At 74.7% G+C, this 17,213-nt stretch carries 2 protein-coding genes (1 of these 2 only partly in view); both read left to right on the top strand.

Going from position 1 to position 17,213, the window contains the following annotated elements; genetic code table 11:
• Window positions 1-4,881 carry the final stretch of a non-ribosomal peptide synthetase gene (locus tag BS80_RS13780; RefSeq protein ID WP_035796834.1) on the top strand. It extends 17,193 nt beyond the left edge of the window, so only the last 4,881 of its 22,074 coding nucleotides appear in the window; its start codon lies off the left edge, out of view; it ends in the stop codon at window positions 4,879-4,881.
• Window positions 4,878-17,213: a non-ribosomal peptide synthetase gene (locus BS80_RS13775; RefSeq protein WP_035796832.1), complete on the top strand. Its 12,336-nt coding sequence runs from the start codon at window positions 4,878-4,880 to the stop codon at window positions 17,211-17,213. Before BS80_RS13780 ends, BS80_RS13775 begins: the two co-directional genes overlap by 4 nt.

Raw genomic sequence — 17,213 nt, 5'->3', positions numbered from 1 at the left:
TCCGACTTCTACAAGGAGCGGATGACCAGGTCGGGACTGGTCTCGATCGAGCCTCCGGAGGCGATGGGGGCGCTGGAGACCCTGCTCGGCGGCCCGCAACAGCAGCTCGGCTTCATCAGGATGAGCGCGCCCGACGCCCTGGAGGCGATCGACCCCGGGCTGCGGACGACGGTCTACGAACGGGCGCGCGTCCGCGTCCAGGCCGACCTGCCGGCCCGCTACGCGGCCCTGGCCGCCGACCGCGAGGTGCTGCACGCGGTAGCCGAGTGGCGCCGCACCGAGCGCGATCCGCTGCTCGCCAGGATGATCCACGGCCATCTCACGGCACTCGCGGGCGAGTTGGACGGGCCGCCGGAGCAGATCCGGGAGCGGGCCGGGATCCTGGAGCGGTACACCCCCTGGCTCGATCACGCCCTGCGGGTGCTGCCCGCCTCGGCACCGCCGTTGCAGGTGCTGGCCGACGAGTGGCGCGCGGCCTGCGCCCGGTGGTCCGTCGACCCGGACAAGGCCGCCGAACTACGGCTCGTGGACGCCACGTTGAGTGCACTGCCGGAGATCCTGACCGGCCGGACCCGGCCGACCGACGTGATGTTCCCGCGCGGCTCGGTCGAGCTGGTGGAGGGCTGCTACCGCGACAACCGGGTGGCGGACACCTACAACCGCGCGATGGCCGACTCGGCCGTCGGCATCGTCGCCGAACGCCTGCGCCAGGACCCGGAGGCGCGGCTGCGCATCCTGGAGATCGGCGCCGGTACCGGCGGCACCAGTGTCGGCATGTTCGCCGCGCTGCGCCCGTACGCCGACCGGATCGAGACCTACACCTACACCGACCTGTCGAAGGCGTTCCTGAACCACGCCCGTTCGTCCTACGGACCGGACGTGCCCTATCTCGACTGCACGCGCTTCGACGTGGAGCAGTCGCTGGCCGGCCAGGGCATCGAGGCCGGCAGCTACGACCTGGTGATCGCCGCCAACGTCCTGCACGCCACCCGCGACACCCGGACCACCCTGCGCAACGCCAAGGCGGCGCTGCGGGACGGGGGTTGGCTGCTGCTGAACGAACTCGCCGCGTTCGACGTCTTCAGCCACCTCACCTTCGGCCTGCTGGAGGGCTGGTGGCTGTTCGAGGACGCGCCACTGCGCATCCCCGGCTCGCCCGCGCTCTCGCCGGAGAGCTGGCGCGAGGTGCTGGAGAGTGAGGGCTTCCCGTCGGTGGTCTTCGTCCTGCCGCAGGCGCGCACGCTCGGGCAGCAGATCATCGCCGCCGAGAGCGACGGCATCGTCCGCCGGCGGACCGCGGCCCGCCCGGCCGTCCCGCAGACCGCTGCCGCTCTTGCCCCTGCCCCTTCTCCGGAGATCCAGCCGACCGAGAGCCGCACCGCGAACCTGACCGACTACCTGCGCGACAAGGCCGCGGCCACCCTCAGGATCCCCGCCGACCGGATCGACCCCGCGGTGCCGCTGACCGACTACGGCATGGACTCGCTGCTCGTCCTCCAGCTCACCAGCGCCCTGCGCGAGGACCTGGGCGAGATCTCGGCCACGCTGCTCTTCGACCTGGTGACCGTGGACGAACTCTGCGCCCACTTCCTGGCCACCCGCGCCGAGCACGTGGACACCCTGCTGGCGGACTCGGCACCCGCCCCCGCCGGGCCGGCCGGCCCGCCCGCACCCGCGCGAACGCCGCTCTCCCAGGTCCAACTGGGCGTCTGGTTCTCGCAGCAGGCCTCGCCCGACCTGACGGCCTACCATGTGCCGATCGCCTTCGAGGTGCACGGTGAGCTCGACGAGGCCGCGCTCGAAGCGGCCTGCCACGTGCTGGCCGAGCGGCACCCGATCCTCGGCTCGGTCGTCCGCGAGGACGACGGCATACCGTATCTGGAGGCCGACGGGACGGGTGGCATCGCCTTCGAGCGGGTCGGCTGCGCGGCTCCCTCGCGGTCGGAACAGGTGGACTGGCTGCGCGAGTTGGTGGCAGCGCCGTTCGACCTCGCGACCGGGCCGCTGGTCCGGGTCCAGCTGGTCTCGACGACCGCGCCGGACGACGGCGACCAGGACGGCGACGGTCGGGTGCCGCGGCTGCTGCTGATCACGGCCCACCACCTCGTGGTGGACGGCATCTCGGCGGCGCTGCTGGTCCGTTCGCTGACCGAGGCGTACCGCTCGGCCACCCGTCCCACCACGTCCACCGATCCCGCCCCGCACGCGGATGCCCAACCGGCCGCCGGATACGCCGAGTTCGTCGCCTGGGAGGAGGCGTTGCTGGCGAGCCCGGAGGGCCGCACCCACCTCGCCCACTGGACGGACGAGTTGCGCGCACCGCGCGAGGCGCTCGCGCTGCCCGTCGACCGGCCCCGGCTCCCGGGGCGCGCACCGCGCGGCGAGGCGATCAGCACCCGGCTGACTCCCGCGCTCTCCGCGGCGCTCACCGCCTGCGCGCGCGAGCAGCGGGCCGGGCTCGCGGTGGTCTTCCTCGCGTCCTATCTGGCGTTCCTGCACCGCGCCACCGGGCAGCGCGACCTGGTGGTCGGCCTGCCGACCGCCGGCCGCCCGGAGGCCCGGTTCCACGAGACCATCGGGCACTTCGTGAACCTGCTGCCGATCCGCTGTGCGGTCGCCGAGGACGACACCTTCGCCGACCTGCTGCGCACCGCGCGCCGCGCCGTCCTGGGCGGTCTGGAACACGGCGGCTACCCGTTCCCGGCGATCGTCCGCGCGCTGGACGTGCGGCGCGACGGCGCCCGTGCCCCGATCGTCAGCACCAGCCTGTCCTACCAGAACTTCGGGGAGGTCTCGTCGCTCACCGCCGCGAACACCCCCGCTCCGGGCGAACTCGGCCTGCGGCCGTTCGAAGGGGTCTACCAGCAGAGCGAGTTCGGGCTCGCGGCGGAGATCTACCAGGAGGCGGACGGGTTCCGGCTCTTCCTGAAGTACGACGCCGACTGCTTCGACGCCGCCACGGCCCGGACGATGCTCGACGACTGGTGCGCGCTGCTGGAGCAGCTGGCCGAGGCGCCGCAGCGGCGGATCGCCGAGCCGACGCTGCCGGAGCTCTTCGAGGCCCGCGCCGCGCTCGTGCCGGACGCGGTCGCCCTGACCTGCGAGGAAGGAGAGTTGACGTACGCGGAGCTGGACGCGCGGGCCAACCGGCTGGCGCGCCACCTGGTGGCCCTGGGGGTGGGCGCCGAGGACCTGGTGGCGCTGGCGCTGCCCAGGTCGGCCGAGTTGGTGGTGGCGGTCCTGGCGGTGCTCAAGGCCGGCGGGGCGTACCTGCCGGTGGACCCGGACTACCCGGCCGACCGGATCGGCTACACCCTGGCCGACGCGGCGCCGAGGGTGCTGCTGACCGACAGCCGAACGGCGCTGCCGCAGACGGCCGTCGAGACGGTCAGGCTGGACGATCCGGCAGTGGTCGCGGCGTTGGCCGGGCACGCGGACGCGGCGCTGTCGCAGGCCGAGCGGTTGCGTCCGCTCAGCCCGGCGAACGCGGCGTACGTGATCTACACCTCGGGCTCGACCGGCCGTCCCAAGGGCGTGGTCGTCCCGCACCGCAACGTGGTCGGGCTCTTCGCCGCCGCGCGCCGGCCGTTCGCCTTCGGTCCGGACGAGGTGTGGACGCTCTTCCACTCCTGCGCGTTCGACTTCTCGGTCTGGGAGTTGTGGGGCGCGCTGCTGCACGGCGGCCGGCTGGTGGTGGTGCCGCACGCGGTGACCCGCTCGCCGGAGGAGTTCCTGCGGCTGCTGGTGCGGGAAAGGGTGACGGTGCTCTCGCAGACCCCGTCGGCGTTCTGGCAACTGGTCGCCGCCGAGCGGGAGAACCCGTCGTCCGGGGAGGAACTCGCCCTGCGCTGGGTGGTGTTCGGCGGCGAGGCGCTGGAGCCGGCCGCGCTGGCCGACTGGTACGCCCGGCACGGCGACGACGCGCCGGTGCTGGTCAACATGTACGGCATCACCGAGACCACGGTGCACGTCACGCACCTCGCGCTGGACGCCCGGACGGCGGCCGACGCGCAGGGCAGCCTGATCGGTGAGGCCCTGCCGGGCCTGCGGGCCCACCTGCTGGACGCCGCGATGCGCCCGGTGGCACCGGGCGAGGTCGGCGAACTCTACGTCTCGGGTGCGGGGTTGGCACGCGGTTATCTGGGCCGGGCGGGGTTGACGGCGGGTCGGTTCGTCGCGTGTCCGTTCGGTGCGCCGGGGGAGCGGATGTACCGCACCGGTGACCTGGCGGCGTGGACGGCGGACGGGCGGCTGGTGTTCCGCGGCCGTGCGGACGACCAGGTGAAGATCCGCGGCCACCGCATCGAACTGGGCGAGATCGAGGCCCGGTTGGCCGAGCACCCGGCCGTGGGACAGGCGGTGCTGATGGCCCGCGAGGACGTCCCCGGTGACGTCCGTCTGGTGGCCTACGTCGTCCCCGTGGGCGATCGGGCCGCCACCGGCGGCGAGTTGCGGGAGTACCTGGAGTCCCGGCTGCCGGGGTACATGGTGCCGGCCGCGTTCGTCACGCTGGAGGCGCTGCCGCTGACGCCGAGCGGCAAGGCCGACCGCCGCGCGCTGCCGGCCCCGGACTATGCGGCGGCCGCCGAGCCGTCCCGGGCGCCGCGCGATCCGCGCGAGGAGCAGATGTGCCGGCTCTTCGCCGAAGTCCTCGGCGTCCAACAGGTGGGCGTGGACGACGACTTCTTCCGACTGGGCGGGCACTCGCTGCTGGCCACCCGGCTGGCCTCCCGGGCGCGCAGCGCCTTCGGGGTGGAGCTGTCGGTCCGGGAGGTGCTCGAGGCGCCGACGCCCGCAGGGCTCGCGGCGCAGCTGGATCTGACGGTCGTCCGCACGCGGCCGGTACTTCGCAAGATGTCCCGAGAAGGAGACCTTTCATGATCCCGTTGTCGTTTGCGCAGCAGCGGTTGTGGTTCCTGCACAAGTTGGAGGGGCCCAGCGCGACGTACAACATCCCGTTCGCCCTGCGGCTGTCGGGCCCGCTGGACGCGCCCGCGCTGGACGCGGCGCTCGGCGACGTGGTCGCCCGGCACGAGAGCCTGCGCACGGTCTTCCCGGAGGAGGCGGGGGTGCCCCGCCAGGCGGTGCTGGACCCGGCCGAGGCCTGGCCCGGGCTGGAGGTCGTGCAGGTCGCCGAGGAGGGCGTCGCGACGGCGGTCCGCACCGCGGCCCTGTACGGCTTCGACCTCGCCTGCGAGCCGCCGTTGCGGGCCACCCTGCTCCAGGTGTCGCCGCAGGAGGCCGTGCTGGTGATCGTGCTGCACCACATCGCCGCCGACGGCTGGTCGCTCGGCCCGCTGGCCCGGGACCTGTCGCTGGCCTACGGCGCCCGGTTGGCGGGTGGCGAGCCGGGCTGGGCGGAACTGCCCGTGCAGTACGCCGACTACACGCTCTGGCAGCGCGAGCTGCTGGGGTCCGCGCAGGACCCCGACAGTGTGCTCTCCCAGCAAGTCGACTACTGGCGAAGGACGTTGGAGGGAGCGCCGGAGGAGCTGGCGCTGCCGACCGACCGGCCGCGCCCGGCGCTGGCCTCCTACCGCGGCGGCTACGTCAACTTCACCTTCGGACCCGAGCTGCACGCGGGCCTGCTGGCGCTGGCCCGGGAGTACGACGCGACGCTGTTCATGCTGCTGCAGGCCGCGTTGGCGGCGTTGCTGTCGCGGTTGGGCGCGGGCCAGGACGTGCCGGTCGGCTTCGACGTGGCCGGACGGCTGGACGAGGCGCTGGACGGCCTGGTCGGCTTCTTCGTCAACACGCTGGTGCTGCGCGCCGACGTCTCCGGCGACCCCAGCTTCGCCGAGCTGCTGAGCCGGGTGCGGCACCGCGCGCTGGCCGCCTACGCCCACCAGGACGTGCCGTTCGAGCACCTGGTCGGCGCGCTGGCGCCGACCCGCTCGGCCTCCCGCCATCCGCTCTTCCAGGTGGCGCTGGTGCTGCAGAACCACCAGCAGGCGGCCTTCGACCTGCCCGGGCTGCGCACCCGCCTGGAGTGGGCCGGCACCGACATGTCCCGCTTCGACCTGCTGTTCTCGCTGACCGAGACGATCGAGACGACCGAGAACACGGGGACGACGGGGACCACCGGGGCCACCGAGACGACCGGCACCACCGCCGTCGCCCAACCCGGCGGCGAGGGCGCCCCCGGCGGCGTGCAGGGCTTCGTGGAGTACGCGGCCGAGCTGTTCGACCACGCGACCGTCGAGACGCTGGTCGGCCGACTGGTGCAGGTGCTCACCCAGGTGGTCGCCGAGCCCGACGCGCCGGTGCGCGAGCTGGAGGTGCTGACCGCCGAGGAGCGCCACGACGTGCTGGTCGGCTGGAACGACACCGCCCGCGAGGGCGGGGTGGGCGACGTGGTGGAGTGCGTCCGGCGGCTGGCGGCCACCGGCCCGGACCGGATCGCCGTCGTGGACGACGGAGCCGAGCTGGACTACGCGGCCCTGGCGACCCGGGCCGCGGGCGTGACGGCCCGGCTGCGGGCGCTGCCGCAGTGGGGGCCCGGCCGCGTGGTGGGCGTGCTGGCCGAGCCCGGGATCGACTTCGTCGCGGGGATCCTGGGCGTGCTGGGCGCCGGTGCCGCGTTCGTGCCGCTGGACCCGGCGGTCCCGTTCGGCCGCTCGGCCGGTGTGCTCGCCGACGCGGGCGCGCGGGTGCTGCTGGCCGGGGCCGGCTTCGAGCCGGTGGCCGGGCGGATCGCCGCCGAGGTGGGCCCCACGCTGACCGTGGCGGCCCTGCACGAGGCCACCGACGCCGCCGCCGGGCACGACGCGTGGCAGCCGACGCCGACCGGCCCGCTCGACCTGGCGTACGTGATCTTCACCTCCGGCTCGACCGGCCGCCCCAAGGGCGCCATGGTGCACCGCGCGGGCCTGGCCAACCACCTCTCCGCCAAGGTCGACGACCTCGCCCTGACCGCCGCGGACACGGTGGTCCAGAACGCGCCGCTGACCTTCGACGTCGCCGTCTGGCAGATCCTCGCCGCGCTGGCCGTCGGCGGCCGGGTGCGGGTGGTGGGCCACACCACGGCCGCCGACCCCGAGGCGCTGTTCGGCGTCACCGAGGCGGAGGGCGTCACCGTCCTCGAGGTGGTGCCCTCGCTGCTGCGGGCTGCCGTGGAGGCCTGGGACGCCGGACTGCCGGCGCCCGAACTGGCGGGCCTGCGCTGGCTGGTGGTGACCGGCGAGGAGCTGGCCCCGGACCTCTGCGAGCGCTGGTTCGCCCGCTATCCGCAGGTGCCGATGGTCAACGCCTACGGGCCGACCGAGTGCTCGGACGACGTCGCGCACGCGGTCCTCACCGAGCCGCTGCCCGGCCCGCGCACGCCGATCGGCGGGCCGGTGCGCAACACCCGCTTCTTCGTGCTGGACGACGCCCTCCAGCCGGTCCCGGTCGGGGTCCCCGGCGAGCTGTACGTCGCGGGGGAGGGCGTCGGGCGCGGTTACGTCGGCGACCCCGGGCGGACCGCCGGCGTCTTCGTGGCCGACCCGTTCTCCACCGGCTTCGGCGCGCGGATGTACCGCACCGGCGACCAGGTGCGCTGGCGGCCGGACGGGCAGCTGGAGTTCCTGAGCCGCCGCGACTTCCAGGTCAAGGTGCGCGGCCACCGCGTCGAGCTCGGCGAGGTCGAAGCGGCGCTGCGCGGCGCGCCCGGCGTCACCGACGCGGTCGCCGTGATCCGCCAGGACCTGGCCGGCCGCGCGCAGCTCGTCGGCTACGTCGCGGGGGAGGCCGATCCGGCCGCCGTGCGGACCCACGCGGCCTCGCTGCTGCCCGACTACATGGTCCCCGCCGCCGTGCTGGTGCTCGCGGCGCTGCCGCTGACCGCGCACGGCAAGATCGACCGCAAGGCGCTGCCGGACGCCGAGTTCGGTGCCGCCGCCGCCTCGCGCGCGCCCCGCACCCCGGCCGAACAGGTGCTCTGCGGCCTGTACGCGGAGCTGCTGGCGGTGCCGCGGGTCGGCGCCGACGACAGCTTCTTCGACCTGGGCGGCCACTCCCTGTTGGCCACCCGGCTGGCCTCCCGGGTGCGCGCCGTCTTCGGCGCCGAGCTGTCGGTGCGCGAGGTCTTCGAGGCGCCGACGCCCGCTGGGCTGGCGCTGCGGCTGGACACCTCGGCGGTGGCCCGCCCGGCGCTCGGCCGGGCCGTCCGGCCCGCCGTGCTGCCGCTCTCCTTCGCCCAGCAACGGCTGTGGTTCCTGCACAAGTTGGAGGGGCCGAGCGCGACGTACAACATGCCGATCGCGCTGCGGCTGTCCGGCGCGCTGGACGTGCCCGCGCTGGACGCGGCGCTGGGCGATCTGGTCGCCCGGCACGAGAGCCTGCGCACGGTCTTCCCGGAGGAGTCGGGGGTGCCCCGCCAGGCGGTGCTGGACCCGGCCGAGGCCTGGCCCGGACTGGAGGTCGTGCAGGTCGACGAGGACGCCGTCGCGGCGGCGGCCGAGGCGGCCGCCCGCTACCCCTTCGACCTCTCCCGTGATCTTCCGCTGCGCGCCACACTGCTGCGGGTCTCGGCCGAGGACGCGCTGCTGATGGTGGTGCTGCACCACATCGCCAGTGACGGCTGGTCGCTCGGCCCGCTGGCGCAGGACCTGGCCACGGCCTACGCGGCTCGCCGCGAGGGCGCCGCGCCGCAGTGGACGCCGCTGCCGGTGCAGTACGCGGACTACGCGCTCTGGCAGCGCGAGCTGCTCGGCGCCGAGGACGACCCGGACAGCGCGATGGCCCGGCAGGTGGACTTCTGGCGCCGGGCGCTGGACGGCGCGCCGCAGGAGCTGGCGCTGCCGTACGACCGGCCGCGCCCGGCGGTGGCCTCCTACCGCGGCGGCTTCCTGCCGTTCGCGTTCGGCCCCGAACTGCACGAGGGGCTCCAGCGGGTCGCCCGCGCGCACGACGTGACACCGTTCATGGTGCTCCAGGCCGCGCTGGCGGCGTTGCTGTCGCGGTTGGGCGCCGGCGAGGACGTGCCGATCGGGTTCGGCGTGGCCGGGAGGCTGGACGAGTCGCTGGACCCGTTGGTGGGCTTCTTCGTCAACTCCCTGGTGCTGCGCGCGGATGTCTCCGGCGACCCGACCTTCGCCGAACTGCTCGGCCGGGTGCGGCAGGCGGCGCTGGCCGCCTACGCCCACCAGGACGTGCCGTTCGAGCACCTGGTCGGGGCGCTGGCGCCGACCCGCTCGGCCGCCCGTCACCCACTCTTCCAGGTCGCCCTGGTGCTGCAGAACAACCAGCGCGCTGACTTCGAACTCTCTGGTCTGCAAGGCCAGTTGGAGTGGGCCAATACCGGCACCGCACGGATCGACCTGTTCGTCTCGCTCTCCGAGCGGCTCGGCGAGGACGGCGCCCCGCAGGGGCTGGACGGCTTCGTGGAGTACGCAGCCGACCTGTTCGACCGCGCGACCGTCCGGGCGCTGGTCGGCCGGCTCTCCCAGGTGCTGGAGCAGGTGCTGTCGGCGCCCGAACTGCCGGTGCGCCGGCTGGAGGTGGTCTCCGCCCAGGAGCGCCGGCAGACGCTGGAGGGGTGGAACGACACCGCCGTGCGGCTGTCGGGCGCCTCGACCCTGCCCGAACTCTTCGAGGCCCGCCGGACGGCCGCCCCCGACGCGGTCGCACTGGCTTGCGGCACCCGGGAGTTGACGTACGCGGAGCTGGACGCGCGGGCCAACCGGCTGGCGCGCCACCTGGTGACCCTCGGGGTGGGCGCGGAGGACCTGGTGGCCCTGGCGCTGCCGCGCTCGGTGGAACTGGTGGTCGCCGCCCTGGCCGTGCTCAAGGCCGGCGGCGCCTACCTGCCGGTCGACCCGCACTACCCGGCCGACCGGATCACCTACATGCTCACCGACGCGGCGCCCGCCCTGCTGTTGACCGACAGTCGAACCAGCCTTCCCCGGACGGCCGTTGAGCCGGTCCTGCTGGACGATCCGGCGGTGGTCGCGGCGCTCGCCGAGCACGCGGACGCGGCGCTGACGCAGGCCGAGCGGCTGCGTCCGCTGGGCCCGCAGAACGCGGCGTACGTGATCTACACCTCGGGCTCCACCGGCCGCCCCAAGGGCGTCGTGGTCCCGCACGCCGGCCTGCCCAGCCTGGCGCGCGCGCAGGCCGAGCGGTTGGGCGCGGACGCCTCCAGCCGGGTGCTGCAGCTGGCCTCACCCAGCTTCGACGCCTCGGTCTGGGAGCTGCTGATGGCCCTGGCCGGCGGCGGCACGCTGGTGCTGCCCGAGGCCGACGGCGACGCCGGCCCGCTGGCCGGTGACGCCCTGGCGGGCCTGCTGGCCACCGCCCGGGTCACCCACCTGACCATCACCCCGTCCGCGCTGGAGGCCCTGCCGCCGGGCGCGGAGGCGCGGTTGACGGGCCTGCGGACCGTGGTGACCGCCGGTGAGACCTGCCCTGCGGCCCTGGCGGTCCGCTGGTCCGCCGGCCGCCTGCTGGTCAACGCCTACGGGCCGACCGAGTCGACCGTCTGCGCCACGATGAGCGAGCCGCTCGACGCGCAGTCGCTGGGCGCCGGTCCGGTGCCGATCGGCCGCCCGATCGACAACACCCGGGTCTTCGTCCTGGACGCGGACCTGCGCCCGGCGGCGCTGGGGGTGGCCGGTGAACTGTACGTGGCGGGTGCGGGGTTGGCGCGCGGCTATCTGGGCCGGCCGGGGTTGACGGCGGGTCGGTTCGTCGCGTGTCCGTTCGGTGCGCCGGGGGAGCGGATGTACCGCACCGGTGACCTGGCGGCGTGGACGGCGGACGGGCGGCTGGTGTTCCGCGGCCGCGCGGACGACCAGGTGAAGATCCGCGGCCACCGGGTCGAACTGGGCGAGATCGAGGCCCGGTTGGCCGAGCACCCGGCGGTCGGGCAGGCGGTGGTGCTGGCCCGCGAGGACGTCCCCGGTGACGTGCGCCTGGTGGCCTACGTCGTCCCCGACGGGGAGGCGGCCGACGGCGCCGACCTGGTCGAGGAGTGGCAGGAGATCCACGAGGAGGTGTACAGCGCGAGCGACTCGGTCCCCTGGGAGGACGACTTCCGGGGCTGGGACAGCACCTACGACGGCCTGCCGATCCCGCAGGAGCAGATGCGCGAGTGGCGCGACGCGACGGTGGCGCGGATCGCCGAGCTGCGCCCGCGCCGGGTGCTGGAGATCGGCGTCGGCGCCGGTCTGCTGCTGGTCCGGCTGGCCCGGCAGGCCGAGGTCTACCGGGGGACCGACTTCTCCCCGGCGGCCATCCGCCGGCTGGCCGAACGGGTCTCGGCCGACGCCGAGTTGGCCGGACGCGTCGAGCTGCACTGCCGTCCGGCGGACGTGGTCGACGGGCTGCCGACGGACCACTTCGACACGGTGGTGATCAACTCCGTGGCGCAGTACTTCCCCGACGCCGGCTATCTGGCCCAGGTGGTCGACCGGTGCCTGGACCTGCTGGCACCGGGCGGGACGCTGTTCGTCGGCGACGTGCGCAACCTGCACACCGAGCGCGCGTTGCAGGCGGGCGTCGCCTGCGAGCGGGCGGCCGACATCGCCGACCTCACCGCCGATTCCACGGCCGACCCCGCCGGCACCCCGTTGGCCACCGTGCTGGACCGCGCGATCGCCGCAGAGCCCGAACTCCTGGTGGCCCCGGAGTTCTTCACCGCGCTGGCCGAGGCCGACGGCCGGGTGGCCGCGGTGGACATCCGCCTCAAGCGCGGCGCGTACCACAACGAACTGACCCGCCACCGCTACGAGGTGGCCCTGCGCAAGACCGCGCCGACGCAGCCGGCGGCCGACGTCGCCTCGCCGGACGGCGTGCCGGAGCTGCCCTGGGAGCTGCTGGCCGCCGACGGCGCCGACCCGCGCGCCGCCCTCGAAGCCGTCCTCACGGACCCGGCCACCCGACCGGCCGCCCTGCGCGTCACCGGCGTACCCAACGAGCGGTTGGTCGCCGAGTTCGCCGCACTCGCCCAGCCCGGGCCCGTCCACGAGGCGCGGGAGGCGCTGAAGCGCGGCCAGGGCCGGGGCGTGGACCCGGAGGCGCTCTGCCGGCTCGGCGAGGCGCACGGCCTGACCGCACTCGCCACCTGGTCGGCCGCCGGCCACGACCGCTTCGACCTGCTCCTGCTGCCCGCCGGCGCCCCCGGCGTGGTGGCCACCGGCGCCCGCCCGGGCGCCGACCCCGACCCGGCCGCGCATGCGAGCAACCCGGCCGCCGCCCGCCGCCGGCGGGCCCTGGCCGCCCGGCTGCCCGCCGTCCTGCACCAGCACGCCGCCGGGATCCTGCCGGCCTTCATGGTGCCGTCGGCCGTCGTCGTGCTGGCCGGGCTGCCGGTGACGGTGAACGGCAAGCTGGACCGCAAGGCGCTGCCCGCACCGGACTTCACCGTCGGCTCGACCGGCCGGGCCGCCCGCACGCCGGTGGAGGAGGTGCTCTGCGGCGCCTTCGCCGAGGTGCTGGGACTGGCCTCGGTCGGCATCGACGACGACTTCTTCGACCTGGGTGGCCACTCGCTGCTGGCCACCCGCCTGGTGAGCCGGGTGCGGTCGGTGTTCGGTGCCGAACTGGCGATCCGCTCGGTGTTCGAGGCGCCGACGGTGGCGGGCCTGGCGGCCCTGCTCGGCGACGCCCAGCAGGCCCGGACCGCCCTGCGGCCGGTCGAGCGCCCGCAGCGGGTGCCGCTGTCGTTCGCGCAGCGCCGGCTCTGGTTCATCAACCGCTTCGACGGGCAGGGCGCGACCTACGCGATGCCGCTGGCGCTGCGCCTGACCGGTGCACTGGACCGCGCCGCCCTGCGCGCGGCGCTGGCCGACCTGGTGGCCCGGCACGAGAGTCTGCGCACGGTCTTCCCGGATGTCGACGGAGTGCCGTACCAGCTGGTGCTGGAACCGCAGGCAGCCACACCGGAGTTGGAGGTCGTGCAGACCTCCGAGGCCGCACTGGACGGGCAGGTGTCCGCCGCCGTCGGCCGGGTCCTGGACCTGGCGGTCGAACCTCCGCTGCGGGCGAGCCTGTTCGAGCTGGCTCCCGATCGGCACCTGCTGCTCCTGGTGCTGCACCACATCGCCGGTGACGGCTGGTCGGTGGCGCCGCTGATGCGCGACCTGGCCGAGGCCTACGCGGCACGCCGGTCCGGCGCCGCGCCGGACCGGGCGCCGCTGCCGGTGCAGTACGCGGACTACACGCTGTGGCAGCGCCAGGTGCTGGGCGACGAGCAGCAGCCGGACAGCCCGATCTCCCGTCAACTGGCCTACTGGGCCGAGACACTGGCGGACCTTCCGGACGAGCTGGCGCTGCCCGTCGACCGTCCGCGCCCGGCGGTGGCGACCCACCGCGGCGGGACGCTCGACTTCCGGCTGAGCCCGGCCCTGCACGCCGCGCTGGCGGCGCTGGCCCGGGAGAACCGGGCGAGCCTGTTCATGGTCCTCCAGGCCGGTCTGGCCGCTCTGTTGACCCGGCTCGGCGCGGGCACCGACATCCCGGTCGGCAGCACCATCGCCGGCCGCACCGACGAGGCGGTCGACGAACTGGTCGGCTTCTTCGTGAACATGCTGGTGCTGCGGACCGACACCTCCGGGGACCCGGACTTCCACCAGCTGGTGGCCCGGGTCCGGGACGCGGGGCTGGCGGCCTACGCCAACCAGGACGTGCCGTTCGAGCGGCTGGTCGAGGTGGTCAACCCGGTCCGCTCGCAGGCCCGCCACCCGCTCTTCCAGGTCGGGCTCAGCGTGCACAACACGGCGCACGGCGACCTCGGCCTCGCCGGACTGGAGACCGTCCTGGAGCCGGTCGCCTCCGGTGCCTCCCGGTTCGACCTCAACTTCGGCTTCGCCGAGGAGCGGACCGCCGACGGCGCCCCGGCCGGCCTGCGCGGGGATCTGGAGTTCAGCCTCGACCTCTTCGACCCGGGCACCGCACAGCTGCTGGTGGACCGCCTGACCCGGCTGCTGGAGGCGGCCGCGGCGGATCCCGGCCGCCCGATCGGCGGGATCGAGGTGTTGGCGCCGGCCGAGCGCCGCACGGTCCTGGAGGAGTGGAACGACACCGCCCGCCCGGACGTCCCGGGCAGCGTGAGCGAGCTCTTCGCGGCCCGGGCCGCCGAGGCGCCGGACGCGGTCGCGGTGCTCTTCGAGGGCGCTGCGACGCCGTACCGCGAGCTGAACGCCCGCGCCAACCGGCTGGCCCACCACCTGATCGCCCGGGGCGTCGGTCCCGGTGACCTGGTCGCCGTCGCGCTGCCGCGCTCGGTGGACCTGGTGGTGGCGCTGCTGGCGGTGCTCAAGTCGGGCGCGGCCTACCTGCCGGTCGATCCCGACCACCCGGCCGAGCGGATCGGCTACGTGCTGGACGACGCCCGCCCGGCGCTGCTCCTCACCCTCGACGCGCAGTCGGCCGGCCCGGCGCTCGGGGCGGACGTGCCCCGGCTGGCGCTGGACGCGCCCGGACTGCCCGAGGCCCTGGCGGCCCGGCCGGCCACCGACCCCACCGGAGTGCGCCCGGCCGCGGACGACGCGGCGTACGTGATCTACACCTCGGGCTCCACCGGCCGCCCCAAGGGCGTCGTGGTGACCCGTGGCGGCCTGCACAACTTCCTGGCGGCCCTGGGCGAGTTGGTGCCACTGCGGCCGGCGGACCGGGTGCTCGCGGTGACCACCGTCGCCTTCGACATCGCGGCCTTCGAGCTCTGGCTCCCCCTGGTGTCGGGCGCCGCCGTGGTGCTCGCCCCACGCGAGACCGTCCAGGACCCGTGCGCGCTGTCCGCGCTGGCGACCGCCTCCGGCGCGACCGTGCTGCAGGCGACGCCCTCGCTCTGGCAGGCCCTGCTGGCGCACGCGCCGGAGGGCGCGCGCGGGCTGCGGATGCTGGTCGGCGGCGAGGCGCTGCCGCCGGCGCTGGCCGCCTCGATGCGCGCGCTGGGCACCCAGGTGCTGAACGGGTACGGGCCGACCGAGACCACGGTCTACTCGACGGCCGCGCTGCTGGACGGGCGGCGCCCCGGCGCCCCGGCGGTGGGCCGCCCGGTGCGCAACACCCGGGTGTACGTGCTGGACGAGGGACTTCGTCCGGTGCCGCCGGGGGTGCCCGGCGAGTTGTTCATCGCCGGCGACGGGCTCGCCCGGGGCTACCTGCGCCGCCCGGCGCTGACCGCCGAGCGCTTCGTCGCGGACCCGTTCGGCGCGGCGGGCACCCGGATGTACCGCACCGGCGACGTGGTGCGCTGGGGCGCGGACGGGCAGCTGGAGTTCGTCGGCCGCTCCGACCACCAGGTCAAGGTGCGCGGCTTCCGGATCGAGCTGGGCGAGATCGAGGCGGCGCTGAACGGCTGCGAGGGGGTCGCCCAAGCAGTGGTGACGGTCCGTCAGGATCAGCCGGGCGACCAGCGGTTGACCGCCTACCTGGTGCCCGGCCCGGACTGGGACGGCAACCTCGCCCGGGTGCGGACCGCGCTGGCCGAGTGGCTGCCCGAGTACATGGTGCCCGGGGCGTTCGTGATGCTGGCGGCGCTGCCCCTGACACCGAACGGCAAGCTGGACCGCGCGGCCCTGCCGGCACCGGAGTTCGTACCGGACGCCGCACGCCGCCTGCCGCGCACACCGCAGGAGGAGACGCTCTGCGCGCTCTTCGCCGAGGTGCTCGGGGCGCCCGAGGTCGGCATCGACGACGGCTTCTTCGACCTCGGCGGCCACTCGCTGCTGGCGACCCGGCTGACCAGCCGGATCCGCTCGGAGCTGGGCGTGGAACCGAGCCTGCGCGAGCTGTTCGCCGCGCCGACGGTGGCCGAGCTGGCCGCCCGGCTGTCGACCTACCGGCGCACCGGCGCCCGGCGTCCGGCGCTGGTCGCGGGCGAGCGACCCGATCCGATGCCGCTCGCGCCGCCCCAGGAACGCGTGCTGCTGATCGGGGAGGCCGACGGGCCGAGCGCGCTCTACACCATGCCGATGGCGTTCCGGCTGCTCGGCGCGTTGGACCCGCTCGCGCTGGAAGCGGCGTTGAACGACGTCGTCGGTCGCCATGAATCGCTGCGGACGGTATTCCCCGAGATCGCCGGAAACCGGTACCAGCGCATTGTCCCGGCCGAATTCGCGCGCCTTTCGGTGCCGGTTTGCGATGTCCCCGCCACCGATATTCCTGCTAGGGTTCGGGACGAAGCCCACCGCGTTTTCGATCTGCGCGAGGAAATCCCTCTGCGGGTGTTCCTCTACCGGCCGACCGGGGCCGATGCCGGGGCCACCACCGAGGCAGTGACCGGGCAGCAGGACGAGCACGTGCTGCTGCTGGTGTGGCACCACATCGCCGGTGACGGCTGGTCGGTCGGCGTCCTGCTGGCCGATCTCGCCGCCGCCTACGCCGCCCGCAAGGCCGGCTCGGCGCCGAGCCGGGAGCCGCTGCCCGTCCAGTACGCGGACTACACCCGCTGGCTGGCGGAGCTGCTGGGGGACGAGTCCGACCCGCGGAGCCGGGCCGCCGAGGAGCTGGCCTTCTGGCGCAGCACGCTGGCCGGTCTGCCGCCCGAGGTGACCCTGCCGCTGGACCGGCCCCGCCCGCAACGGCACGGCCGGCAGGGCGCGATGGTGCCGATCGAGCTCGGGCCGCAGCTGCACCGGCAGCTGCTGGAGCTGGCCGGACGGTACGACACCACGCTCTTCGTGGTGCTGCACACCGCCCTGGCCGCCGCGCTGACCCTGGCCGGCGCCGGCACCGACGTCCCGATCGGCATCCCGATCGCGGGCCGGGTGGACGAGGGACTGAACGACCTCGTCGGCCTCTTCACCAACACCCTGGTGCTGCGGCTGGACACCTCCGGACAGCCGAGCTTCGCCGAACTGCTGGGCCGGGCCAGGGACGTCGACTTCGCGGCGTTCGAGCACCAGGAGATGCCGTTCACCCAACTGGTCACGCACTGCGATCCGCACCGCCGGCCCGGCTGCTATCCGCTGTTCCAGGTGATGCTGGTGCTGCAGAACAACGCCGAATCCACGATGGAATTCGACGGAATCCAGCTGGAGCCGTTCTGGGTGGACCACGTGCCACCGCGTTTCGATCTCGCGGTGGTGCTGACCGAGAATTCCGGACCGGCCGGAATAGCAGGACACCTGGTCTACGACGCGGAGCTTTTCGACCGGAGCACCGTGGAACGCATGAGCGCGGTACTGACCGGCGTCCTGACGGCCGCCGCGGACCGCGCGGACCTGCCGGTCGGCGAGTCGACGCAGTGGGCGAGCGAGATCACCTCCGGCTCCGCCCCCGTCGCCTGA

Source organism: Kitasatospora mediocidica KCTC 9733, assembly GCF_000744225.1.
GTDB classification, from domain to species: domain Bacteria; phylum Actinomycetota; class Actinomycetes; order Streptomycetales; family Streptomycetaceae; genus Kitasatospora; species Kitasatospora mediocidica.
The sequence above is the reverse complement of the archived record's forward strand: the minus strand, read 5'-3'. Positions and strand labels throughout refer to the sequence as shown.

What these genes read in the sequence shown, in the direction of transcription:
- BS80_RS13775 (WP_035796832.1), top strand. Translation starts at nt 4,878, where the DNA reads ATGATCCCGTTGTCGTTTGCGCAGCAGCGGTTGTGGTTCCTGCACAAG.